We start from the raw sequence: 22,138 nt of genomic DNA, 5'->3' as shown, positions 1-22,138 counted from the left end.
CGGTTCACAGCCCGGCCACTCGGCGAGTCTCAGAACAGACCGGTGACCTGACCCTCCGCATCGACCGAGATACGTTCTGCGCCAGGAGTTTTCGGCAATCCGGGCATCGTCATGATGGTGCCGCAGACGAAGACGACGAAGCCTGCGCCGGCGGCGAGACGGACCTCCCGCACCTCGAGGGTGTGTCCCGTGGGCGCTCCACGCAATGCCGGATCGGTCGAGAAGGACATCTGGGTCTTGGCGACGCAGACCGGCAGGTCGCCGTACCCCTCCGCCTCGAGTGCGGCGATCTGCCTGCGGACCGCGGCCGGGATGTCGACCGAACCCGCGCGGTACACGCGCGTCGCAACGGCGTGCAGCTTCTCCTCCAAGGAGACCTCGTCGCCGTAGGTGAACTGCAGGTCGGGTGACGGGCTCTCGGCCACGGCGAGTCGGACGGCGCGCGCCAGGTCGAGTGCACCTTCGCCACCGTCGGCGAAGTGGGTCGCGAGTTGCACCGACACCCCGCGGTCGGCCATGCGCTTGCGCAGCAGGTCGATCTCGGCGTCGGTGTCGGAGGGGAAACGGTTGATGCCCACGACGACCGGCAGACCGAAGACGTTCTGGATGTTCTCCAAGTGGCGGTAGAGGTTCAGCAAGCCGTCGTCCAACGCCTGCAGGTTCTCGGTCGTCAGATCGGCCGTGGCAACGCCGCCGTGGTACTTCATCGAACGGATCGTCGCAACGATCACGACGACGTCCGGACGCAGCCCGGTCATGCGGCACTTGAGGTCGACGAACTTCTCCGCGCCGAGGTCGGCACCGAAGCCTGCTTCAGTCACGACCCAGTCTGCGTGTGCGAGACCGGCATTCGTCGCCATAACCGAGTTGCAACCATGCGCGATGTTCGCGAAGGGACCGCCGTGCACGAACGCCGGGTTGCCCTCGAGGGTCTGGACGAGGTTGGGCGACAACGCGTCCTTGAGCAGGGCTGTCATCGCGCCGTCGGCCTTCAGGTCAGCCGCGGTCACCGGCTTGTTGTCACGCGTGCGGGCCACGACGATGCGTCCGATCCGTTCGCGCAGGTCCTCCAGGGAAGTGGCCAGACAGAAGATCGCCATGATTTCCGAGGCCACGACGATGTCGAACCCCGACTCGCGCGGGATGCCGTTGATGACGCCGCCGAGTCCGATGACGATGTCGCGCAGCGCCCGATCGTTCACATCGAGCACCCGCTTGAGCAGAATGCGCCGCTGGTCGATGCCGAGCTCGTTGCCGTGGTGCAGGTGGTTGTCGAGCATCGCAGCCAAGAGGTTGTGAGCCGCTGCGATCGCGGCGAAGTCGCCGGTGAAGTGCAGGTTGATGTCGGCCATCGGGTTCAGCTGCGCGTAACCACCGCCGGCCGCGCCGCCCTTCATCCCGAACACCGGACCGAGCGAGGGCTCGCGCAGGCAGACGATCGCGTTCTCGCCCAGTTGGTTGAGCGCGTCGGTGAGACCGACGCTGGTCGTCGTCTTGCCCTCGCCCGCCGGGGTCGGACTGGTCGCGGTCACCAGCACCAGCTTCGAACCGGGCCTGCGCTGCGAAGCGGCGACGTGTCGCACGTCGACCTTGGCTTTGTGATCGCCGTACTTGTACAAGGCCCGAGCCGGGATGCCGGCTCGTTCGGCGACGTCTTCGATGGGCCGCATGGGGGTGGCGGCGGCAATCTCCACATCACTGGGTTGCGTCATGGATCACACTCTGCCGCACCCGCTCCGGCGACGCAGCGGATGCCGGACCGAACTCGACTAAGCAAACGCTTACCAAGCCGGGATCGAACGTCTACCGTGGGAACAACCACTGCCGTCCGATGGATCGAGGCTGAACGATGCAACGCCAGTTGACCGACGAGGACCGGGCTTTCCAGCAGGAAATGCGCCAGTTCTTCACCGAGACCGTTCCCGAGGAGCTTCGCTCCGGCCTGTCCAAGGACGGCGAGGTCGACCCCGACGTCATGCGTCGCGCCCAGCGGTTGCTCAACGAGCACGGCTTGGCCGTCCCGCACTGGCCGACCGAGTTCGGTGGCAAGGACTGGACCGAACTGCAGCGGCACATTTGGCGCACCGAGATGCAGGCGGCCGACGTCCCGCCGCCGCTGGCGTTCAACGCCAACATGATCGGCCCGGTCATCGCCTCCTTCGGCTCGCAGGAGCAGAAGGAGCGCTTCCTGCCGCCCACCGCGAACCTCGACATCTGGTGGTGCCAGGGCTTCTCCGAGCCGGACGCCGGCTCCGACCTGGCCTCGTTGCGCACCACCGCCGTCCGCGAGGGCGACGAGTACATCGTCAACGGTCAGAAGACCTGGACGACGCTCGGGCAGTTCGCCGACTGGATCTTCTGCCTGGTGCGCACCGACCCGAACGCGCCGAAGAAGCAGATGGGCATCTCGATGTTGCTCATCGAGATGAACTCCCCCGGCGTGACCCTGCGTCCCATCAAGTTGATCGACGGCGGCCACGAGGTCAACGAGGTGTTCTTCGAGAACGTCCGCGTGCCGGCTGACCAGCTCGTCGGCGAGGAGAACAAGGGGTGGGACTACGCGAAGTTCCTGCTCGGCAACGAGCGTGTCGGTGTCGCTCCCGTGGGCTCGATCAAGCGCAAGCTTGCTGACGCGAAAGCCTATGCAGCACAGACGAAGACGGCGACCGGCACGATGCTGGACGACCCGCTGCTCGCGGCCCGGATCGCCGAGCTCGAGGCCGAGGTGATGGCCCTCGAGGTCACCGTCATGCGCGTCGCGGGCAACAGCAAGGAGGGCAGGCCGGACCCGGTGTCCTCGATCCTGAAGTTGCGCGGCAGCGAGTTGCAGCAGGAGGTCCTCGAACTCATCACCGACATCGCCGGACCGGCGTCGCTGCACTGGACGCCGACCGACGACATCGAGGAGTGGGCAGCGCGCTCCACGCCCACGTACCTCAACTTCCGCAAGGCATCCATCTACGGCGGATCCAACGAGGTGCAGCGCAGCGTCATCTCCGGCGGCATCCTCGGACTGAAGGGCTGAACAACCATGGACTTCGCCTACGACGACGAACAGAAGGCCCTGCAGAGCGCGGTGCGCGAGATGGCGAATCGCCTTGTGCCGCAGGAAACTTCCGGTGATGTACCGGTCGGTCCGCGGCCGCTCGACCGGGACGCCTGGACGGCCATCGCCGAGATGGGCTTGCTCGGTCTGCCCATCTCCGAGGACGCCGGCGGCATGGGCGCGAGCCCGGTCGAGGTCTCCATCGCCGCGGCCGAACTGGGCGCTGCCCGCCTCGAACTCCCCTACGCCGACGCCATGGCGGCTGCCGTGATGATCGCCCGTGGCGAGGGCGGCGACGACCTGCTCGAGTCGATCGTCGACGGCAGTTCGGTCGTGCTCACGGCACTGGCCGAGCCCGGCCGCGCCTGGGACCCCGAACACCCGGAGGCGACCGCGACCAAGTCCGACGACGGATGGACGATCACCGGTCACAAGCTCGGCAACAACGACCTGACCGAGGCCGACGCCGTCGTCACCACGGCGCAGTGCCCGGATGAGGGCTGCACCTGCGTCTTCCTGGTCAGGGAACCGAAGGCGTCCGGCGCGAGCGTCTCGTTCGAAAGCGCCGAGGCGATCCGCCTCGGTGACCTCGACCTGCTCACCGAAGGCCTCAATGTCGGCATCATCGCGCTCGGCGGTGAAGCGCTCGGCGCCATGGGTGCGGCGCTGCGCTCGACCGTGGAGTACCTCAAGACGCGCAAGCAGTTCGGCGTGCCGCTGGCGGCTTTCCAGACGCTGACCCAGCGCGCTGCCGACATGTACGTCAGCGTCGAACTGGCCCGCAGCACAGTAAATTTCGCGTCGATGGCCATCACCGACCACCCGGGTGACAGCGCGACCGCGTCCCGGCTGAAGCTGATCACCGGGCGCACCGGTCGCCACGTGGGACAGGAAGCGATCCAGTTGCACGGGGGCATCGGCATGACCGCGGAATACTCGGTCGGCCACCACACCACGCGACTGACGCAGATCGAGCACACCTTCGGCGACAGCCGGTACCACCTGGCCCGCCTGACCGCCGGAGTGCGCGAACACGACATGGTCGACGTCCTGGCTTGAGCCCGACTCCGTTCACTACAATTGATAGTAGGAACGAGTGGGAGGTTCAGCCATGATCGTCGTCGGCTACAACGACACCCCGGACTGCGAACGCGCGCTCGAATGGGCGGCCAGTGAGGCACGACGCAGCGGCGACAAGCTGCGCGTCGTGTCCGCCACCGGAATGCCCACGTTCGCGGACGCCGGCGCAGGGGTGATGATCGACCGCCAGGTCATCGAGGACGGCGCCGCCGAGATGGCGAAGATCGGTGCGGAGAAGGCGTCCGCGCTAGGTGCGTCCGACGTCGAACCGCACCACTCGCTCGGCAACCCGGCCGAGATCCTCGTCGAGGCGGCTGAGGGTGCGCGCGTGATCGTGCTCGGCAGTCGCGGACGCGGTCCGGTGCTGTCGGCTCTGCTCGGTTCGGTCTCGTATGCCGTTGCAGCACATGCGAAGTGCCCGGTCGTGGTGGTCCGCGCGGATGCACCGTCCGTCGGTCCGCAACACCCGATCGTGGTCGGGGTGGACGACTCCAAGCCGTCCCAGCGGGCCCTCGCGATGGCCTGCGAGGTGGCCGCCGAACGCGGCGCGCCGCTGCACCTGGTGGCCGTGTGGTCGCAGCCTGCCGCGACCATCGCAGCCGCCTCGTACGTCGACGGCGCGGTGCTGATGACCGCCGGTGAAGGCATCCACGAAGCGGTCGAGGCCGAGTTGCGCGGCACTGCTGCTCGGCTCCGGACGGATCACCCCGACCTCTCCATCACCGCCGAGGTGATCGAGGGCGATCCAGCGTCCGCTCTCGCCGCCGAGGCCGACCGCGTCGGCGCCTCGATGCTCGCCATCGGCACACGCGGTCGCGGCGGGTTCCGCGGCATGATGCTGGGCTCGGTGAGCCACGGTGTCCTGCACTCCGCCAAGTGCCCGGTGGCGATCGTCCGCTGACCACAACGAGTCCGGTTCGAGTGTCATGGGGGATGAGGCGTGTCTGCCTCATCCCTCATGACACTCGCGGGCCCCGGCGGGAATGCGGAGGCGGTCCCCGGCTTTGATAGTGGCATGAACGTCGACATCTGGTCCGATCTCGCCTGCCCGTGGTGCTTCATCGGCACCGAACGTTTCCACCAGGCGCTGGCCGATTTCGAGGGCCGCGACGACGTCCGGGTCATCTGGCACAGCTACCAGCTCGACCCGAACCTTCCCGAGCACTTCGAGGGTTCGGAGATCGACTACCTGACCGAATCCAAGGGCATGCCCCGCGACCAGATCGAGGCGATGACCGAGCAGGTCGCCGGCGTCGCCGCTGCCGACGGTCTGCAGTTCGATTACGCCAACCTCAAGGTCGCGAACAGCCGGCTGGCACACCACCTGGTGCACCTGGCTCAGTTGCGCGGCGTTGCGACCGAGGTCAATCGCGCGCTCTTCGCTGCGCACTTCGAGCACGGCGAGGACATCGCCGACAAGGACGTGCTGACCCGCATCGGCACCGAGCACGGGCTGTCCGCGGACGAGATCGGTGAGGCTCTCGGCTCCGAGCAGTACGACACCGCGATGCGCTCGGACACCGATCAGGCCAAGGGCATCGGGATCAACGGCGTACCGTTCTTCGTCGTCGACGGACGCTTCGGCGTCAGCGGTGCACAGCCGGTCGACACCTTCGCCAAGGCGCTCACGCTTGCCCTCGAGGACGCCCCCGAAGGCGGCGGCTGCTGCGGCGGAAGCTGTTGCGGCTGAGGTCTATTCGACCGCAGCTGCCAGTCGGTCGATCGAACCCAGCAACCGTTCGGACGTCGTCCAGCGCGCCCGTTCGAAGCGCTGTTCGTCGGTGAGGCCGGTCCAGTCGTAGGTGTGCGTCACCCGGGTCGAGCCGGTGTCGATCGGTTCGAGTTCCCAGCGCCACAGATGGCCCGCCTGCGGCTCGCCGACACCGGAGGGCTTCCAGGCGATCAACCGACCCTCCTCGAACTCGACGACGTGGTTGTCGCGTTCCTTGCCCTTCGTCGTGGTCATCCGGAAAACATCACCGACCTGGTGAACCCGTTGTCCTGCAGCGGCTTTCGAGAGGTTGTCGTTTCCGTCCCACTCCGGCTGCCGGGCAGGATCGGCGATGAGTTCGAAGATGACGTGCGCGGGTGCGTCGATGACGCGGGTGGCCGAGACGACCCGTTCCTGGCTGCTGTCCATGCGCCCACTGCAGCACAGTGTGGCGGCGTCCACAATGGGAGACCGTTCACCTGCCTGTTTTGAATCGTTCAAGAAAACGGGATAGACAGGAGGGGTGATGACCGAGGAGCTCGACCGCAGCCTGCGTGAGGCCGGCCTGCGCGTGACTCGCCCTCGCGTCGCCGTGCTCGACGCTGTCCGCGCCAACCAACACGCGGACGCGAGTGAGATCCTGCGGGCTGTACGCGCACAGTTGCCGGCCGTCTCGCACCAGGCCGTGTACGACTGCCTGTCGGCGCTGACGGCGTCCGGCTTGTTGCGCAAGATCGAACCCGCCGGCTCCCCCGCCCGGTACGAGTGGCGACGCGGCGACAACCATCACCACCTGGTCTGCCGATCCTGCGGGGTGATCGCCGACGTCGACTGTTCGGTCGGCCACGCACCCTGCCTGACGGCGAACGACGACCACGGTTTCGTCATCGACGAGGCCGAGGTCATCTACTGGGGCATGTGCCCCGCTTGCACGACCGCCGGTTCAACCCTGACGAAGTCAGGAATCACAAATGACTGATGTGTCCGACCCGATCGAGACCACGACGATCGAGGAGACCAACGACCAGGGCGAGGCCAAGGAGGCCCGCTGCCCGGTGACCCACAGCGCGGCAGCGGACCCCGACCACAACAAGCGGTGGTGGCCGAACCGCCTGAACATCAAGATCCTCGCCAAGAACTCCCCGGCCCGTAACCCGCTCGGCGAGGAGTTCGACTACGTCAAGGCGTTCGAGGCCCTCGACCTGGCCGAGGTGAAGAAGGACATCGCACACGTGATGACCGACTCCAAGGACTGGTGGCCGGCCGACTTCGGCACCTACGCCCCGTTCATGATCCGCATGGCCTGGCACGCCGCCACCGCCGGCTCCAAGGTGGGCGTGCTCACCGACCGCGAGGGTGCGCTGACCAACGACTTCCTGGTCACGCTGCTGGACCTGGAGACCTCCTGGGAGCGCGGCGAGGGCGACCTCTACAACGGCAAGAACGCCACGTCCGGTGCCACCTTCACCGGTAGCCGCGCCGACCTGGTCTTCGGTGCGAACTCCGAGCTGCGCGCCGTCGCCGAGGTGTACGCCTCGGACGACGCGCGGGAGAAGTTCACCCGCGACTTCGTCGACGCTTGGGTCAAGGTCATGGAGCTGGACCGCTTCGACCTGCACCGCTGATTGATCGAATCAGCCTGATTCACCACTGAATCGGCCGGCCGGGATGACTCCCGGCCGGCCGATTCGCGTTTGTTCAGGCGAACAGCTTGGACGCCTTGATGACGGCCTGCCACAGCCCGTAGAGCAGCGGCATCGCGACGAGCGCCCACGCGAGGGCGACCATCAGCGGACTGGTGCTCGCGTGCTGACCCGGCACCTGCTCGTGCCGGACCTCGTCCCGGGGTTCTTCCCGAATCTCGTTGTTGCTCATTCGAATCCTCCCGTGGTCGCTGCGGCTGCATCGCGCGAGCGGTAATTCTTCTCCGGCTCGGCGAGCTGGTCGAAGTGCTTCTCGTTCACGACGGTGATCAGCAGGTTGGCGACGAAGCCGACCGCCAGCACACCGACCATCGTGAACATCGCCGGACGGTAATCGGCCGCCGTGAGCGATCCTGGCTTACCGGCGGCATCCAGGAAGCCGTTGATGATCAGCGGTCCGGCGACACCCGCCGCCGACCACGCGGTCAGCAACCGGCCATGGATCGCGCCGACTTCCAGCGTGCCGAAGAGGTCCTTCAGATAGGCGGGGACGGTCGCGAAGCCGGCGCCGTAGAAGGAGATGATCACCAGCGCGAAGACGACGAACATCCACGTCGCCTTGTGTCCGGTCGAGGCGAGCAGCAGGTACATGACCGCTCCGACACCCAGGTACAACATGTAGATCGGCTTGCGTCCGATGTAGTCCGACAGTGCCGACCAGACGAAGCGTCCGCCCATGTTGGCCAGGCTGAGCATGCCGACGAACCCGGCCGCGACGGCTGCGGTGATCGCCGAGCTGCCGCCGCTGCGGAAGAAGTCCTGGATCATGGGGGCGGCCTGCTCGAGGATGCCGATACCGGCAGTCACGTTGCAGAACAACACGATCCACAACAGCCAGAACTGGCGGGTCTTGATCGCCTCGTTCGCCCGCACCAGTGCGCCGTTTCGTCCGGGATGGTGGGCGACGGTGTCGTCGTGTCCGCCGTATCCCTGCGGCAATCTGATCAGTGCGACACCGATCATCATGAAGATCAGGTAGATGACGCCGAGCGTCAGGAAGGTCATCGTCAACGCGTGCGTCGAGGCGACCGAACCCTTCGCGGTGGGGTCGAAGTCACCGTCGAAGCGCTGCATCAGCGAGTTCGACAGCGGCGCGGCGACGAGGGCGCCACCGCCGAATCCCATGATCGCCATTCCGGTCGCGAGGCCCGGGCGGTCGGGGAACCACTTGATCAGCGTCGAGACCGGTGAGATGTAGCCGATGCCCAGACCGATGCCGCCGAGAATGCCGTACCCGAGGTAGAGCAGCCAGAGCTGACCGGTGGCGATGCCGAGCGAGCCCACCAGGAAGCCGGTGAACCAGAAGACGGCGGAGACCAGCATCGCCCGTCGCGGACCGTTGCGCTCGACCCAGCTTCCGCCGATCGCCGCGGACAGACCCAGGCAGACGATCGCGATCGAGAAGACCCACGCGACCGCGGTCTGTGAGGAGTCGAAGCGGGCCACCAATGAGGCCTTGAAGACGGAGAACGCGTACACCTGCCCGATCGACATGTGTACCGCGAGCGCCGCCGGCGGAATGAGCCAGCGGCTGTAGTCCGGTGGTGCGACCGAGCTCGGTTTGTCCAGGAACGCCATCGTCCCTCCTTTCGTTTGTGCCATGCATCACACCACGCCTTGATAGCGAGCGGCGCACTGCCACACCGTGCTTCTCGCCGACCGGACCGGAACGCACGACGAAAGGGCCGGACCCAGTGAGATAGACGAGCACATGGGCCGACGCTGCGGTGAAAAAGGGCAATCTTGCCGTCGGAGCCCACTCTGACGATCGCCTGATTGGCGATCGTGCCGTCCTTGACGTAGTTGAGGTTGGACGCGCCCGGTCGTGGGTTTCCCGAGCGTGCCCGCCGAACTCTGGACCGCGCCGGACCGGCCGCCGCAGGCTCGACGAAACTGTGACCTGAAACGCGGGGGGGCGGGGACCGCCGATCAGTCGCCGACGGTGTGCTTCGCGCGAGTCACGATCTTCGGGTCGGGGGCGAAGACGACGGACTCGTCCTTGTCCTCGTAGTCGAACTGGTGCAGGAAGGCGCGCATCGCGTTGATGCGAGCCCGCTTCTTGTCGTTGCTCTTCACCACGATCCAGGGCGCGTACCGCTTGTCGGTTAGCTCGAAGTTGGCTTCCTTGGCCTTGGTGTAGGCCTCCCACCGGTCGAGGCTCTCCAGGTCCATCGGCGACAGCTTCCACTGACGCACCGGGTCGATCTGGCGCAGCGCGAAGCGGGTGCGCTGCTCGTCCTGGGTCACCGAGAACCACAACTTGGTGACGGTCGTGCCGCTCTCGACGAGCATCCGCTCGAAGCGGGGCGCCTGGCGCATGAAGACGTCGTACTCCTCGTCGGTGCAGAAGCCCATGACGCGCTCGACACCCGCGCGGTTGTACCAACTGCGGTCGAACATCACGATCTCACCGGCGGTCGGCAGGTGGTTGACGTAGCGCTGGAAGTACCACTGGCCCTGTTCGGTGTTGGACGGCTTGTTGAGCGCGACCACACGGGCGGCACGCGGGTTGAGGTGCTCGACGAAGCGCTTGATCGTGCCGCCCTTGCCGGCGGCGTCGCGGCCTTCGAAGACGATGACGTGCTTGGCGCCGACGTCCTGCGTCCAGTACTGGAACTTCAGCAGTTCGACCTGCAGCTTGTACTTCTCCTCCTCGTACACGTCCCGGTCGAGAAGCTCTTCGTACGGGTAGCCCTGGCGCCAGGTCTCGACAGCCTTGCCGTCGGGTGCGATCAGCACCGGGTCTTCCTCGCTCGCGCCGGCGACCGAGTAGCCCTCGGTCTTCAGCTTGTCGATGTACTCACGAAGGTTCATGTGCTGCACCATGAGTCCATTCCATCACCCCGGCGACCTTTCGGCGCCTGTTACGGACGAATACCTGAAACCGATTCCGGCGCAGCGCAATTCCCGCGTGAGCGGCTATTCGCTGCCGCTCAGGACACGCGCGAGATGTCCGTCCACCGCAGCGAGCCGACGCACTGCCTCCTCGGCCGGGATGTCCAGCAGTACGGAGGCAATGGCCGACTTCGCGTTGCCGTCACAGGCTGCGAGCGCCGCAGCGGCGGCGGCGTCGTCGTGCCGGTCGTCTCGGTCACGATGCGCAAGGCGCGACGTTGCAGCTTCGCGTTGGTCGCCACTACGTCGACCATGAGCGTGCCGTGCACTTTGCCGAGACGGATGTCCGGCGTGTCTGCGTCGGCCAGGTAAAGACGCGTGGCGGCCTGCTGCGGGTCGCGGTGCAGTTGCAGCGCGTGCAGCATGATGAGGACGTGGTCGCCCGCGTCGATCTGCGCGTGGCGGTCGACGGTGAATGATGCGAGCGCCTGCGGAAGGACCGCGGCCCCGTCGGCGCAGATCGCGAACTCGATGCCCTCGAAGCGCGACGCCGTCGGACGCGACAGAAGTGAGACCAGATCGGCGTGCCGATCACCCAGCACGCTGATGCCCCCGGCGCTTCACCTCTCGCAGGACCGGCCCTATCGTCGAGGTCCGGGAGAACGCGAGCGAGACCAACAGCGGGTCGAGAGACCGACGGCAATGAGTTGGCGAGCATGCCGACCACCCGTCCGTCGATCTGCGCGCGTACGAGGGCTTGACCGAACCACTGCGGGTGGCTGAACACCCGCCACACTCGATGTCCTGATCGGCTGTCTCCGACCGTAGGCTCGAACGATGGCTGAGAACTTCGACGAGTACCTCGCACGCACGCTGGACGAACTGCGGGACGAAGCCGGCGGCGAGGTCGAGCAGGCACCGGCGGCGCTCGCCGAGGCCGACCCCGGCCTCTTCGGCGCGGCACTGTGCACCACGGACGGCGAGATCCACTCGGCAGGAGATGACGAGCACGAGTTCACCATCCAGTCGGTGTCGAAGGCTTTCGTCTACGCAATTGCGTTGCAGGAGCACGGAATCGGCGAAGTGTTGCGCGCTGTCGACGTCGAACCGTCCGGCGAGGCGTACAACGTCGTCTCGGTCGAACCCGAGAGCAAGCGTCCGCGCAATCCGATGATCAACGCCGGCGCGCTGACCATCCACGGCCTCGTCGCAGGAGCCAAGGCGAAGCCGGAAGAACGGGTCGACCGCATCGTAGAGCGGCTGTCCGCGATGGCCGGACGCAAACTCACGGTCGACGAAGACGCCGCGAAAGATGAACTCGCACAGGCGAATCGGAACCTCGCGATCGCTCACATGCTGCGTGCCGAGGACGTGCTGCCGGACGACCCGTTCGAAGTGGTGACCGGTTACACCCGCCAGTGCTCGATCCTGGTGACCGTTCGCGATCTTGCGACGATGGCGGCGACCCTGGCCAATGGCGGTTACCGGCCCGGCACCGAGGAACAGATCATGCCCGTCCACGTCGCCCGTCAGGCGATGAGCGTGATGATGACCTGCGGCATGTACGACTCGGCCGGCGACTGGATGTCCGAGATCGGCATTCCTGCCAAGAGCGGTGTCGCCGGTTCGATCGTCGGTGCCCTCCCCGGTCGCGCCGGTCTGGCCACCTATTCACCGCGGCTGGACGCCCACGGCACCAGCGTCCGCGGCCGTGCGGCCTTCAAGCGCCTCAGCGACGAACTCGACCTGCACCTGCTGGATGACCCGCACCGTCAGGACACGCTCTGGCACCGGCTGTCGAAGAAGAAGTAGCCGGCTGAACCCGGCAGTGTTTCGATGCCCTGTCGCAGTGCCCAGGCCGGCAGTCAGCCGCCGACATGACTCCACGGATTGATGAGCGCCACCCCCATCGGTTCGAAGTCCGCGACGTTGCGTGTGATGACGGTCAGTCCATGCACGGTGGCCGTCGCTGCGATCAGAGCATCCCGCTCGGGCCGCGGGTCCGGGACGTGAAGCCGTGCCGCCCGCTGGGCTACCGGGACGTCGATCGAGGGTATCCGGCCGTCGAACACTGCGAGCAGGTCGTCCTCAAGCCATGTGCGCAGACGCTGCGCTTGCTCCACGTCCCGACGACCGAGGCGGGCGATCCCCATCTCGACCTCGAGCACACGCCGGCTCGCCGCGATCCGTGATCACCACCGGACCCCGCGCAGCCTCCCGCTTGGCCGCGCTGACGTCGCGATTGAACTCGCGTGCACTCATCGTCGTCATGACCGAGCGTCCTGTAGGAACGTACCTACCTCAGGGGTGCGTCGACCCTCCCAGCAAAGGACAAGTAAGTCATGCAGGCGCAGGGTGACCTTTGAGGCCACCATCGCTCTCAGTGCTTCCAAGGCGTGCGCCAAGGCCTACGCAGAGAACGCGAGCATCCCCCAGCGACATCTACCAGCACGTCCAATTGACGAGCTGGAAGAAGTGCCGTTCGTTAACCTCGGGCTTTGCGGGCCACATGTCGTACGACTCAAGTCCGAGCGAGCGAACGATCCTGGCCGTGATGCCGGCCCCCTGCTCCTCAACCCCGCGTACGACGGCATCCTCAGGCGACTCGCCCTCGGCGATCGACACAGCGGGCACCTGCACACCGGTGATCCCGATCGAAAATCTTCACGCGCGAAGACGAGCAACTTCAGACATTGAAGCGGAACGATCACGCGGGGTTTCGGCTGTTGTTGGTCATCGCCGGTCGGTGCCGGAAAACACGGTTTGACCTGCGGAAACACGTTCACCGCAGCGTTGAGCGTCGTTGACGATCGTCGGTCTCGGCCGGACTTCTTGCGGACTTCTTGCGGACTGAGGGTAGGCGAGCCACACCCTTGAATGAGCTCCTCCGCCTGATCTTCTCCGGACTCTCGGGCAGGGCAGCGAGTGCCACAATGGCCCCTGACGGCAACAGCGCTGACGGCCGAGCAGTCCGCGTACTGCACGCATGAACTCGTCATGGGTGTCGTCGTGCCCGAGCCTCCCCCTAAACCAGTGCGAGGACCGGGTAAGGGCGTCGGCGCGGCGACCAACAACTCGACGAGTGAGAGTGGCACGTCAAGGCGTGCACCAATCACGAAGACCGTGGGCTAGGCAAAGCCCCACCCAATGTTCGCTTCGCGCCGTCAGGCATCGTTATCGTCCAACCCCAAGATCGCATCGATGTCGGGCGGCGTCACGTACGCGTACTCGAACTGAGGTTGCGGAACACCGGTCCACTCGGACGCTTTGAAGATGTGCTTCTTTCGGATCGACCCGGGTATCGCGATCTTCGCGGAGGCAGTCGTTGACCATTCCTTCGCTTCGATCTTCGGGAGCTTCGAGCTGTCCGCTTCGGACGCAGGCGTCTGAATGATCCGGAAGCTCGCCGTGGGCTCGAGCTGCAACCCGGGGACGTGGAACGTCGCCTGCTCGTAAGTGGTCTTGGTGACCTTGAGAATGAGCTCGCCCCGACAAACGATCTTGGTTGGCCATACCGCCCACTGCTCTGTTGCCGGAGGCGGCTTGGAAAGCACGAAGTCGAGCGTGGCCCCTTCATCGATGTACGAGCCGGTCAGCGACACGGTCTTGCCGGGACCAGGTAACACGTCGGTGAGCTTGAGGGTCCCGTTGATCCTGAGTTCCTGTGCGTCGAGGCCGCCCCCGAACACCGTGCGGGTGAACGAGCAGTCCCGCTCGATGGTGGCGCCGTTCATGATGAATCGCCCGCTGATGGTGGCGTCTCGCAACCTGAAGTCGACGAGATGGGCGTAGGTGAGGTCGAAGTCGCACGTCGCCCACAGGGCGTCCGTGCCAGTGACCCTGTTGCTAATGAGATCACTGACCGTCCGGCGCACCTGTTGGTCACCGTCGTCGGGCAACTCAACTGGGTAGTGCTGCTCCTCCGTGTAGGTCTTCATCTGCGGTCGCATCCGGAGCAGCGCGCAGAGAACGTTGACACATGTTTGGCGCTGCTCCGGCCAATCATCCGCCAACCGAGCCAACGAGTAGACCCCGGCGAGCCTGACCGCTGCGTTGGCGTTGCCGAGCTGCGAAGCGGCGTCTTGAAACCGCTTCCCCAACGCCTCGGAGTCGAGTCGCTCAGCGGTAGCTCGCGACGTCTCGGCGTTGAGCGCCACCGAGTCCTCGGCAGCCTTTGCCGACCGCTCCGACGCTTGGGAACTCTTCTTTGCGGCATTGGCTGACGCACGAGCGGCCTCGGCTGACTCCCTACCGGACCTTCTCTGCAAGATGGCTGCGAAGAAGGCGACACCCGCTGCCAGTACCGCTGCGATGAGGGTGAGGTACGGGACCCATGCGGGCGTGGACGAGGGCGTGGTCGCCCCACCGCCTCCCTCGAGACCGGGACTCGGTGACGGCATCGGCGTCGGCACGGAGTTCACGAGTTCGACGAGCAGGTGCAACGTCATGAGCTGGCCTTCTTGGCTGCGGAATTACTAGTCGGCGCTGCGCCCCTCTTGTTCGCTGCGGCGGTCTTCTTAGCCGGTGCAGCCTTCGTCGCCTTAGCGGGAGCTTCTCTGGCAGGACGCTTCTTGATCACCTTGGGCACGGCCTCGGGTCTGTACTTGAGCCCAGGATGATCGTCCATCAAGACGGCGAGAGCGGTTGGTAAGCGCCACTCACGACAAAGCTCCTCGTACATACGCCCGAGGTTCGCTGCGCGGTTGAATGACTGGATCAGCTGCATTGCCACCGCCATCAGACGGCCAGCGCTGTGCGGCTCGCGAAGCTGGGGCAAAGCCGCCTGGAGGGTGAGAAAGTCCTTCTGAACGTCGTCGAGGGGAGACCAGTAGGCTGGTCCGCTTGGCTCCCAAATGTCGAGGCGCAGGTTGGATTTCAGGAAGACCTCGAGCATCGTGATGATGTCGTCCGGGACAGGTAGCGCGGCGTCGTCATCCATCGCCCAGGTCAGGTGCAGCAGCTGATCATGGACGTAGTCCATCTCATGGCTTTGATAGCTGAACGTGTTGAACGCCGAGTAGAACTTCGGACGTCGAGCGAGCAGCCAGAGATACCCAATGCTGTCGTCGTCTCGGTCGAGAACGTTCCACGTCGGCAGGTGAACGGTGATGTGTTGGTTTTCGGCGGCGTAGTTCGGGTTGTTAGGCAGCAGCACCTTGGAGATGTAGTCGTTCAGACACAGGTAGTAGACGTCCCCGGTGTCGACCGCGGCGACGCACAGGAGTACGGGGACGGCGTTGCCCATCGCCTCGACGGTCATTAGCTCGCCCACCTCGAGGGAACACGCAACAACCCTGAACTCGACGGCATCCCCTTCGCCAGGATCTGGGACGTACTTGGCCACGTTGCCTCGGCTATGGGCGACGTGCCTGACGGTCTTGAGCGTCGCCTGAGACTTCACCTGAACGAAGAAGTGCTCCCCCAACGTATCCGCCGCGGTTGGGTCATCGGGCACCCAATCGAAGACCTCGACGTGAAGGTCGATACCGAAGTCTTTATCGACCTTCCTAACCAACCATTGCCCAGGCATGGCGTCCGCGACGATCTTCTCCCCCACGTCGCCTTGCAGCAGCGTGGAGTTGCGCCGCTTGCGGTGAGCTGGCTTGGCGGGCGCCTTCTTGGCGGTCTTCGTTGCCCTTGTCTCCCTTGCCGCCATCAGGCCTCTCCATCCGCCTCGACGAGATCGCACTGGCTGACCCACCCGGCCAGAAGACTCAACGTTGGCAGATTCTCCAGGGCACATTGCTCTTCCCACTCCCCTGTCGTGTGGGTCGCCAGGTTGCGCACGAGCATCTGCACACCAGGAGCGAACTGACGCAGGCCGTCGTTCATGTTCTTCACGGTGCGATCGGTCGGATCACCGGCCCATCGCAACCGCGGCTTGCTAGGTGCCGGCGGCTTGTCCGAGAAGACCTCTTGCCAGAGCGCAGTCTCGGCTACGTCGAAGCGACTCGTGCGCACCTTGACTTGGGAGGCCAGCGACTCCGCAGCAGCGGCGACAGCCTGACGGAAGTGGCGGTCCTTCCAGAGCGGCGCAGCCGAACCCCAGATCAGTGGGTGCATCGCCTCGGCGCCCAGGATCGGTGGTGCCTCGGCCTCCGCCTCGAGGATCATTCCGTCGAGGCGCCCGATCATTTGATCGCATGCGTCTAGGATGTTGCGCGGTTCGAGTACCGGTTTCGGCTGTGCCATCGACGCCCAGGCTGCGATCGGGTCTACACGGCCCACTTTTTGCACCTCGTAGTAGCACCCGGTGAGGCCAGGGGCCTTCGCAGCCCGCCCCGCCGCTTGCCCCACCGACGTAGCGAGATGTGCGATCTGCTCGTCCGTTGACCCCTCCCGGGGCAGGATCGCGGGAGCAATGCCGCGAGCCATGAACTGGTTGAAGACATGGGCTTCCAGGTACTCCTGCAGCACCTCCTTGAACTGGATCACGGCCGTCTGCACGGAGCGCAGATACTCCGGGTTCTTCCTGGCTTCCACGTGTCCCCGCTAATTGTTCGTGCTGATGACGTCGATGCCGGCTACGGCAGCAGCGAACTTCATGCCGTTGTCGCTCGTCACGATCGCGACGTTCCGATCGGTGACGCCCTTCAACGCTGACGCTCGCTCGATCAGCTCCCTGTCTGGGTCCCCGGCAGGAACGTGTCCGACCGAATCGAGTAGAAGCTCCATCGTCACCGCTCTCGGGTGAAGAGTCACGACGTCCATGGGTCGAGCGAAGAGCACGCCCAACTCTCTCGATGTGCGGCGCGCACGATCTCGAACAGCTTCCTTGTTGTTGCGGCTCACGACGTTGTTGGCCGGCGAGCGCTTGTGGCGGTCCAACTCGCGGATCACCACCATCGGGATCACGACCCGCACGTCGTCCGAGGTTGGGATCAGGGCCTTCCAGTCCAGCTCGTCGAACGGCTCGTCCTGGTGGAGCAAGACGTTGGTGTCCGGGACCAGGACGGAGGGCGAGTACGACTTCGGAAGGGCATTGCACCGTGCGTCCAGGTCCTTCAGGGACTGGAGTAGGACGTCGAACGCCCTCATCCGATCGGTCAGCTCGGCGCTGATCACTCCGTTGATGAGCGAGTGGCTGTCACCAGCGTGCAGCTGCAGCAGTGTGTCGTGACGAAGCGTAGCGATCAGAGACTCAAGCTCGAACAAGCCGAACGTCGAGCCGAGAACCTCGGAGGCCAGAGGCGCCCACCGCTGGTAGGTCGCGAGGCTCTCCTCGGCGGATGACTGGCGGACCCTCTCCAGTTCGTACTTCCAGTGCTGAACCATCTCGATAGCATTCGAAAGCGGGACCCCCGGAAGAGGAACGATTGCAGGAAGCAGCACGTGGTTCCCTTCCTTAGTTCATGTAGATGAGCTGGCGGCGGCTTGCGGTTACACGTCTTGCAGAGGCTGACTCTTTCACTGGCGGGGCCATCGCATGAGCGTCGGGCGTCGTTGGTGATCTCTGTTTCTGCCGGATTCCTTGCGGGACTACTTGCGGCCTGGGGAGGTGTTGCGCGCCTCCGCATCTGGTCGAGCTCGGCGATCACCGCTTCGGCCTCAGAGTCGGAGTGAGGCCTCGCCTCGATCCGCTCCGCAGCGAGGACTAGTCGATACGCTCGACTCCGCCGTTCTGCGAGACCACCCAAACCTCGATGGCCGCCGCGCGCAACGACAGAGCTGTGTCCGCGTACAAAGCCCGGTACACAGGGAAGTCGGGGAAGCACATCACCGACAGCGAGTCGGGCTCTTGCGTCCGAAGTCGCATGGCCGGCACCAGCGCGTGCGCGTACCACTTCTTCGCCTGCTCCTTGGGTGTGCTGGTCTTCACCTGGCCCTTCTTCGGACCGGCGACATAGAAGCGAGACGGGTAGCCCTTCACCTCAACCCCGAGGCGCTGACCGTCGCGCTCGGCAACGACATCGAGGCCGTGCTCGCGCGTCGCCGTGTTCGCCGTTCGGACGATGGTCCATCCCTCATCAGCGAGCCATTCAACGAGAAGGCGCTGGGTGTTCTCCTCCGTGTGCCACTCCGACGCCGGGTCCCCCTCTGCTGGGACAGACGGCAGCGGTGTAACCGCCGGAGCGGGGACATCTGCTCGCCAGCCTTCGATCTCCTCGGGGCGCGCTCGCCGGAACAGACCTCGGTCGAGCTTGGTCAGGAACGGCTCCTTGGACGAGAACTGGGAGCGGTTATCCACGTTCCAAGATGCGCCGCGGATGTGAGTGCGAATGGTCCGCTCGTTGGCCTTGTCGGGCGCGTGGCGGCGAAACCACGAGAGCGCCTCTTGCGAAGTGAAGGCCCCGGACTGGGTCGCGGCGTAGTCCCGGAGGAGTTCCCACACCGTCATCGTTTCTATGTCGCTCACGCCGCAAGAGTTCCACAGGCCTCCGACAGCGCGCGTGCTTCCGTGCTGCGTTCCGGCCCTCTTGGACGCCAAGTTCCGGCGGCTCCACTGCGCGTCCCCTTAGCCTTTGAGCATGACGGGGCGAAACGAGCGGGACACCTGCCGCGAGTTCGTCGTTCCGAGATTGGTGGAGTCCGGCTGGGCGGACAGCTTCCGCACCGAGTACGTGGTCCGCTCGGACCTTGCCACCAACACCACCCTCGGTGGCGATAGCCGGGTCGACTACCTGCTTGAGATCGTGCCCGGCCTGCCCGTTGGGGTGGTGGAGGCGAAGCGCGAGTACTCGAGCCCCGGACAGGGACTCCAGCAGGCCATCGAGTACGCCGTCGCCCTCGACCTCCCGACAGCGATCGCCTCGGACGGTCACGCCATCATCGAGCGCGACCTATCGACGGGGACCGAGCGACACCTGGACGCCTTCCCGACCCCACCCGAGCTCTGGGACCGATACGCCCGCCACCACCACCTGGATGAGGAGGCGCGGTCGGCGCTCTCCCAGCCCCTCTCGCAAACCCTGACCAACGCCGACGGATCCATACGGCAGCTGCGCTACTACCAGGTGGTCGCGATCAACCGCGTCCTGCGTGCCATCCTCGCCGGCGAGCCTCGTGTGCTGCTGCTGATGGCCACGGGCTCTGGCAAGACCCTCACCGCACTACAGCTCTGCTGGAAACTCCTCTCGTACTGGCGGGCTGTCGATGCCGAGCGACCCCGACGAATCCTCTACGTCGCTGACCGCGACGCGCTCATCAAGTCCCCGCTCAATGGCTACTTCCGACCCGTGTTCGGTGAGGGCGCGACGCGCATCCAGGGGCACGCCGTCATGGGTCGAGAGATCTACTTCGCCACCTACCAGTCGTTGAAGAACAGCAACGACGCTGAGTCGACGTTCGAGGGCTACCCGCCGGACTTCTTCGACGTGGTGATCGTCGACGAGTGCCACCGCGGCTCCGTGCCCGGGTCATCGTGGCGTGCGGTGCTCGACCGCTTCACGTCCGCAGTCCACCTCGGCCTGACCGCCACGCCAAAACGCGACGAGAACGTCGACACGTACGACTACTTCGGCGAGCCGGTGTTCGAGTACTCCCTGCGCCAGGGCATCGAGGACGGCTACCTCGCCCCGTACACCGTGCGGCGCGTCGTACTGACTCCCGATGCCGAAGGCTGGCGGCCCGATCCAGGCGAGGTCGACACCTTTGGTCGGGACATCCCGGATGGTCTCTACACGACCCGTGACTTTGAGCGCCTCGTGTCTCTCCTGCGCCGAACGGACGCTGCGGCTCGGCACCTCACTCAGATCTTCCGCGATCGCCCCGGGCGTGCCGTCGTGTTCTGCGTCGACTCCGAACATGCGGAGCAGATGCGGCAGGCCATGGTGGCGCACAATCTGCCGGAGGTGGCGGCCGATCCCTTCTGGGTGGTCCGGATCGTCAGTGCCGAAGGCGAGACCGGCCGGCGTCAACTCGACCGATTGTGTGACCCGGAGTCGTCGTCCCCCGTCGTCGCCACGACATCGCGGATGCTGTCCACCGGCATCGACGTCCAGGACCTGAAGTACGTCGTCCTGTTTCGCCCGATCGGCTCGATCGGTCGAGTTCAAGCAGATCGTCGGACGAGGTTCGCGTCTGTACCCCGACAACGACAAGTACTCCTTCGAGATCGTGGACTACGTTGGCGCGTCTGTCCTCTTCTCCGATCCAGGCTTCGATGGTGAGCCGGTGCGCATCCGGACCGAGCGCATCGACGAGTGCGGCGAGATCGTCGAGAGCGACGCCGGAGACGTCGCCCCCTCGATGCCGTCGCTGGGCGAACCGGAGCCCGACTCCGACCGCAGCCAGTCCGAGGGAGAACTCGACCAGCCCCCAGCGCGGAAGTACTACGTCGACGGCACGGAGGTCACGGTTACCGCCGAGGCCTACTACGTCGCCGACACCAGCACGGGCGCCCTCCGCCTCGTGGAGTACGCGGACTATCTGGCCGGCCAGGTCCGCGTGCTGTGTCCGACCATCGATGATCTTCGCGCACGCTGGGCCGATCCCCAGCTACGTGCGGTTCTGGAGGAGGGCCTCGCGTCCCGCGGCGTCTCCATCGAGGAGATGGCGAGGCGCCTCGAGCTCTCGACCGATACTGACCCGTTCGACGTCCTCGCACACGCGGCATGGAACGTCCCCCAACGGACCAGGGCCGAACGCGCTCGGCTGGCGCGCGAGGACCACGCCAACGATCTCGAAGCGCTGGTGCCGACCGCGCGCGAGATCATCTCCGCCCTCCTCGACCGCTACGAGGAGTACGGCGTCGAGGAGATGACCCACGTCTACGCCTTCCAAGTGCCGCCCTTGAGCAACTTCGGCTCACCGGTCGAAGCGGCACGGCACTTCGGCGGTGTCGAGGGGTGGCGTCAGGCAATCAGCGAACTTCAAGAGTGGCTGTACTCAGCGTGAGTTTTACTTTAGCGACGCGGGCTACGTAGAACTAAAGTCTATATTGAGTTCGCGTGGTGCTATGCTGAAGCCGTGGCCGGCACACGACAGGACCTAAGGCTGGCCCTCCAGCGCCTTGCGTTCAGCCAGGTTGGCTACTTCACCGCCGCCCAGGCGCTCGACCTTGGCTACAGCTATCAGGCACAGAAATACCACGCCGACAGTGGCAACTGGCTGCGTGTCGACCGCGGCCTCTTCCGGCTTCCCGACTGGCCCCTCTGCTCCTGAGGACCTCCGGAGGAGGTGGGGCAGCTCATGGCCGTGGCCGACGACCGGTTCCAGCCGTTCATCGCCCTCTGCGCCTTCGCCGGCCTGCGGCTCGGCGAGGCCGCCGGGGTCCAGTTTGGCGACGTCGACTTCCTCCGCAGGTCGCTGAAGGTCTCCCGCCAAGTCCAGCGCGTCAACGGCGGCGCGATCGACGTTCGGGCCCCGAAGTACGGATCAGAACGCGTCGTCTACCTCGCTGACAGCCTGGTCAACGTGCTCGCCGAACACGTCACCACTCACGGCACCACCGGCAAGGATCGGTGGCTCTTCGGCGGGGAGGGTGACAACCCTCCGCACCAGAACACCGTCGGCTACTGGTGGCGCAAGACGCTGCGCGACGCCGGCCTGTGCGGCATCAAGCTTCACGACCTGCGGCACTTCTACGCTTCCGGGCTCATCGCCGCAGGGTGCGACGTGGTGACTGTGCAACGCTCGGTCGGCCATGCGAAGGCGACCACGACGCTCAACACCTACGCCCACCTCTGGCCGACCGCCGAGGACCGCACCAGGAACGCAGCGGAGTCGATCATGTCCGCCTCTCTCGGCGCGGCCGCCGTGATGCTCGCCGAGTAGAGCAACGGACCGCAGTCACCGGGGGTATGGCACTCCCATGGCATCCTT

The 22,138-nt window shown here is 65.6% G+C and carries 23 protein-coding genes; 11 read left to right on the top strand and 12 right to left on the bottom strand.

What is annotated here, in order from left to right; all coding sequences use genetic code 11:
- Positions 1-29: 29 nt before the first annotated feature.
- Positions 30-1,712: a formate--tetrahydrofolate ligase gene (locus FB459_RS05630; protein WP_141927749.1), complete on the bottom strand. Its 1,683-nt coding sequence runs from the start codon at positions 1,710-1,712 to the stop codon at positions 30-32.
- 137 nt (positions 1,713-1,849) lie between these two features.
- Here FB459_RS05630 and FB459_RS05625 point away from each other — a divergent pair, with 137 nt between their 5' ends.
- The 4 genes from FB459_RS05625 (at position 1,850) to FB459_RS05610 (ending at position 5,816) form a co-directional block, all read left to right on the top strand.
- Entirely contained in the window at positions 1,850-3,025 is a 1,176-nt protein-coding gene (locus tag FB459_RS05625; protein ID WP_141927748.1) for an acyl-CoA dehydrogenase family protein, read from the top strand.
- Positions 3,026-3,031: 6 nt separating this feature from the next.
- Complete coding sequence (locus tag FB459_RS05620) at positions 3,032-4,105, top strand: acyl-CoA dehydrogenase family protein (protein WP_141927747.1); 1,074 nt, start codon at positions 3,032-3,034, stop codon at positions 4,103-4,105.
- 52 nt (positions 4,106-4,157) lie between these two features.
- On the top strand, positions 4,158-5,027 hold the full coding sequence (locus FB459_RS05615) for a universal stress protein (protein ID WP_141927746.1): 870 nt from the start codon (positions 4,158-4,160) through the stop codon (positions 5,025-5,027).
- Positions 5,028-5,141: 114 nt separating this feature from the next.
- A complete protein-coding gene (locus FB459_RS05610) occupies positions 5,142-5,816 on the top strand; it encodes a DsbA family oxidoreductase (RefSeq protein WP_168990261.1) in 675 nt (224 codons plus the stop codon).
- A gap of 3 nt (positions 5,817-5,819) precedes the next feature.
- Here the strand turns inward: FB459_RS05610 and FB459_RS05605 are convergent, their stop codons facing one another.
- On the bottom strand, positions 5,820-6,266 hold the full coding sequence (locus tag FB459_RS05605) for an SRPBCC family protein (protein ID WP_129626190.1): 447 nt from the start codon (positions 6,264-6,266) through the stop codon (positions 5,820-5,822).
- 97 nt (positions 6,267-6,363) lie between these two features.
- On the opposite strand from FB459_RS05605, the gene FB459_RS05600 reads away from it, so the two are divergent.
- Together FB459_RS05600 and FB459_RS18115 are read left to right on the top strand one after the other, a co-directional pair.
- A complete protein-coding gene (locus FB459_RS05600) occupies positions 6,364-6,816 on the top strand; it encodes a Fur family transcriptional regulator (RefSeq protein ID WP_129626188.1) in 453 nt (150 codons plus the stop codon).
- A complete protein-coding gene (locus FB459_RS18115; protein ID WP_211345137.1) occupies positions 6,809-7,462 on the top strand; it encodes a hypothetical protein in 654 nt (217 codons plus the stop codon). Before FB459_RS05600 ends, FB459_RS18115 begins: the two co-directional genes overlap by 8 nt.
- A gap of 73 nt (positions 7,463-7,535) precedes the next feature.
- Here the strand turns inward: FB459_RS18115 and FB459_RS17205 are convergent, their stop codons facing one another.
- The 4 genes from FB459_RS17205 to FB459_RS17510 form a co-directional block, all read right to left on the bottom strand.
- Positions 7,536-7,712 carry an MFS transporter small subunit gene (locus FB459_RS17205; protein ID WP_168990254.1) on the bottom strand — a complete coding sequence of 59 codons (177 nt, stop codon included), beginning with the start codon at positions 7,710-7,712 and terminating at the stop codon, positions 7,536-7,538.
- The gene (locus tag FB459_RS05590) at positions 7,709-9,118 is read right to left on the bottom strand and encodes an OFA family MFS transporter (RefSeq protein ID WP_141927744.1); all 1,410 of its coding nucleotides are present in this window, start codon (positions 9,116-9,118) and stop codon (positions 7,709-7,711) included. Before FB459_RS05590 ends, FB459_RS17205 begins: the two co-directional genes overlap by 4 nt.
- A 351-nt stretch (positions 9,119-9,469) precedes the next feature.
- Positions 9,470-10,354: a polyphosphate kinase 2 gene (gene ppk2 / locus FB459_RS05585; RefSeq protein ID WP_246092333.1), complete on the bottom strand. Its 885-nt coding sequence runs from the start codon at positions 10,352-10,354 to the stop codon at positions 9,470-9,472.
- A gap of 119 nt (positions 10,355-10,473) precedes the next feature.
- A complete protein-coding gene (locus FB459_RS17510; protein WP_211345136.1) occupies positions 10,474-10,977 on the bottom strand; it encodes a flavin reductase family protein in 504 nt (167 codons plus the stop codon).
- A 235-nt stretch (positions 10,978-11,212) separates the two neighbouring features.
- On the opposite strand from FB459_RS17510, the gene glsA reads away from it, so the two are divergent.
- Positions 11,213-12,187 (top strand): glutaminase A, encoded by a 975-nt coding sequence (gene glsA / locus FB459_RS05575; protein ID WP_141927742.1) that lies wholly within the window; start codon positions 11,213-11,215, stop codon positions 12,185-12,187.
- A 53-nt stretch (positions 12,188-12,240) separates the two neighbouring features.
- Here glsA and FB459_RS05570 read toward each other — a convergent pair whose 3' ends face one another.
- The 6 genes from FB459_RS05570 to FB459_RS05545 all read right to left on the bottom strand — a co-directional run bounded on the left by FB459_RS05570 (position 12,241) and on the right by FB459_RS05545 (position 18,731).
- Positions 12,241-12,543: a type II toxin-antitoxin system VapC family toxin gene (locus FB459_RS05570; RefSeq protein WP_246092332.1), complete on the bottom strand. Its 303-nt coding sequence runs from the start codon at positions 12,541-12,543 to the stop codon at positions 12,241-12,243.
- Between the two features lie 996 nt (positions 12,544-13,539).
- Positions 13,540-14,823: a hypothetical protein gene (locus tag FB459_RS05565; RefSeq protein ID WP_141927741.1), complete on the bottom strand. Its 1,284-nt coding sequence runs from the start codon at positions 14,821-14,823 to the stop codon at positions 13,540-13,542.
- Entirely contained in the window at positions 14,820-16,031 is a 1,212-nt protein-coding gene (locus tag FB459_RS05560) for a DUF4365 domain-containing protein (RefSeq protein ID WP_170221742.1), read from the bottom strand. The genes FB459_RS05565 and FB459_RS05560 overlap by 4 nt, the downstream gene beginning before the upstream one ends.
- Complete coding sequence (locus tag FB459_RS05555) at positions 16,031-16,858, bottom strand: TIGR02391 family protein (protein ID WP_141927739.1); 828 nt, start codon at positions 16,856-16,858, stop codon at positions 16,031-16,033. Before FB459_RS05555 ends, FB459_RS05560 begins: the two co-directional genes overlap by 1 nt.
- A gap of 9 nt (positions 16,859-16,867) precedes the next feature.
- Positions 16,868-17,650 (bottom strand): PIN domain-containing protein, encoded by a 783-nt coding sequence (locus tag FB459_RS05550; protein WP_141927738.1) that lies wholly within the window; start codon positions 17,648-17,650, stop codon positions 16,868-16,870.
- Positions 17,651-17,969: 319 nt separating this feature from the next.
- Positions 17,970-18,731, bottom strand: a complete 762-nt coding sequence (locus FB459_RS05545) for a DUF7669 domain-containing protein (RefSeq protein ID WP_141927737.1) — start codon at positions 18,729-18,731, stop codon at positions 17,970-17,972.
- 112 nt (positions 18,732-18,843) lie between these two features.
- On the opposite strand from FB459_RS05545, the gene hsdR reads away from it, so the two are divergent.
- From hsdR to FB459_RS05525, 4 genes are all read left to right on the top strand, one after another.
- Positions 18,844-20,484 carry an EcoAI/FtnUII family type I restriction enzme subunit R gene (gene hsdR / locus FB459_RS05540; RefSeq protein WP_141927736.1) on the top strand — a complete coding sequence of 547 codons (1,641 nt, stop codon included), beginning with the start codon at positions 18,844-18,846 and terminating at the stop codon, positions 20,482-20,484.
- 4 nt (positions 20,485-20,488) lie between these two features.
- Positions 20,489-21,211, top strand: coding sequence for a type I restriction-modification enzyme R subunit C-terminal domain-containing protein (locus tag FB459_RS05535; protein WP_141927735.1), 723 nt, complete (start codon positions 20,489-20,491; stop codon positions 21,209-21,211).
- A 72-nt stretch (positions 21,212-21,283) separates the two neighbouring features.
- Positions 21,284-21,478, top strand: coding sequence for a type IV toxin-antitoxin system AbiEi family antitoxin domain-containing protein (locus FB459_RS05530; protein WP_141927734.1), 195 nt, complete (start codon positions 21,284-21,286; stop codon positions 21,476-21,478).
- 15 nt (positions 21,479-21,493) lie between these two features.
- Positions 21,494-22,090, top strand: a complete 597-nt coding sequence (locus tag FB459_RS05525; protein WP_281279533.1) for a site-specific integrase — start codon at positions 21,494-21,496, stop codon at positions 22,088-22,090.
- Positions 22,091-22,138 lie beyond the last annotated feature (48 nt).

The organism is Yimella lutea (assembly GCF_006715095.1).
Classification (GTDB): Bacteria; Actinomycetota; Actinomycetes; order Actinomycetales; family Dermatophilaceae; genus Yimella; species Yimella lutea.
The sequence above is the reverse complement of the archived record's forward strand: the minus strand, read 5'-3'. Positions and strand labels throughout refer to the sequence as shown.

Coding starts and splice junctions, on each gene's coding strand:
- FB459_RS05630 (WP_141927749.1), bottom strand. CDS start 1,712: ATGACGCAACCCAGTGATGTGGAGATTGCCGCCGCCACCCCCATGCGG.
- FB459_RS05625 (WP_141927748.1), top strand. CDS start 1,850: ATGCAACGCCAGTTGACCGACGAGGACCGGGCTTTCCAGCAGGAAATG.
- FB459_RS05620 (WP_141927747.1), top strand. CDS start 3,032: ATGGACTTCGCCTACGACGACGAACAGAAGGCCCTGCAGAGCGCGGTG.
- FB459_RS05615 (WP_141927746.1), top strand. CDS start 4,158: ATGATCGTCGTCGGCTACAACGACACCCCGGACTGCGAACGCGCGCTC.
- FB459_RS05610 (WP_168990261.1), top strand. CDS start 5,142: ATGAACGTCGACATCTGGTCCGATCTCGCCTGCCCGTGGTGCTTCATC.
- FB459_RS05605 (WP_129626190.1), bottom strand. CDS start 6,266: ATGGACAGCAGCCAGGAACGGGTCGTCTCGGCCACCCGCGTCATCGAC.
- FB459_RS05600 (WP_129626188.1), top strand. CDS start 6,364: ATGACCGAGGAGCTCGACCGCAGCCTGCGTGAGGCCGGCCTGCGCGTG.
- FB459_RS18115 (WP_211345137.1), top strand. CDS start 6,809: ATGACTGATGTGTCCGACCCGATCGAGACCACGACGATCGAGGAGACC.
- FB459_RS17205 (WP_168990254.1), bottom strand. CDS start 7,712: ATGAGCAACAACGAGATTCGGGAAGAACCCCGGGACGAGGTCCGGCAC.
- FB459_RS05590 (WP_141927744.1), bottom strand. CDS start 9,118: ATGGCGTTCCTGGACAAACCGAGCTCGGTCGCACCACCGGACTACAGC.
- ppk2 (WP_246092333.1), bottom strand. CDS start 10,354: ATGAACCTTCGTGAGTACATCGACAAGCTGAAGACCGAGGGCTACTCG.
- glsA (WP_141927742.1), top strand. CDS start 11,213: ATGGCTGAGAACTTCGACGAGTACCTCGCACGCACGCTGGACGAACTG.
- FB459_RS05565 (WP_141927741.1), bottom strand. CDS start 14,823: ATGACGTTGCACCTGCTCGTCGAACTCGTGAACTCCGTGCCGACGCCG.
- FB459_RS05560 (WP_170221742.1), bottom strand. CDS start 16,031: ATGGCGGCAAGGGAGACAAGGGCAACGAAGACCGCCAAGAAGGCGCCC.
- FB459_RS05550 (WP_141927738.1), bottom strand. CDS start 17,650: ATGGTTCAGCACTGGAAGTACGAACTGGAGAGGGTCCGCCAGTCATCC.
- hsdR (WP_141927736.1), top strand. CDS start 18,844: ATGACGGGGCGAAACGAGCGGGACACCTGCCGCGAGTTCGTCGTTCCG.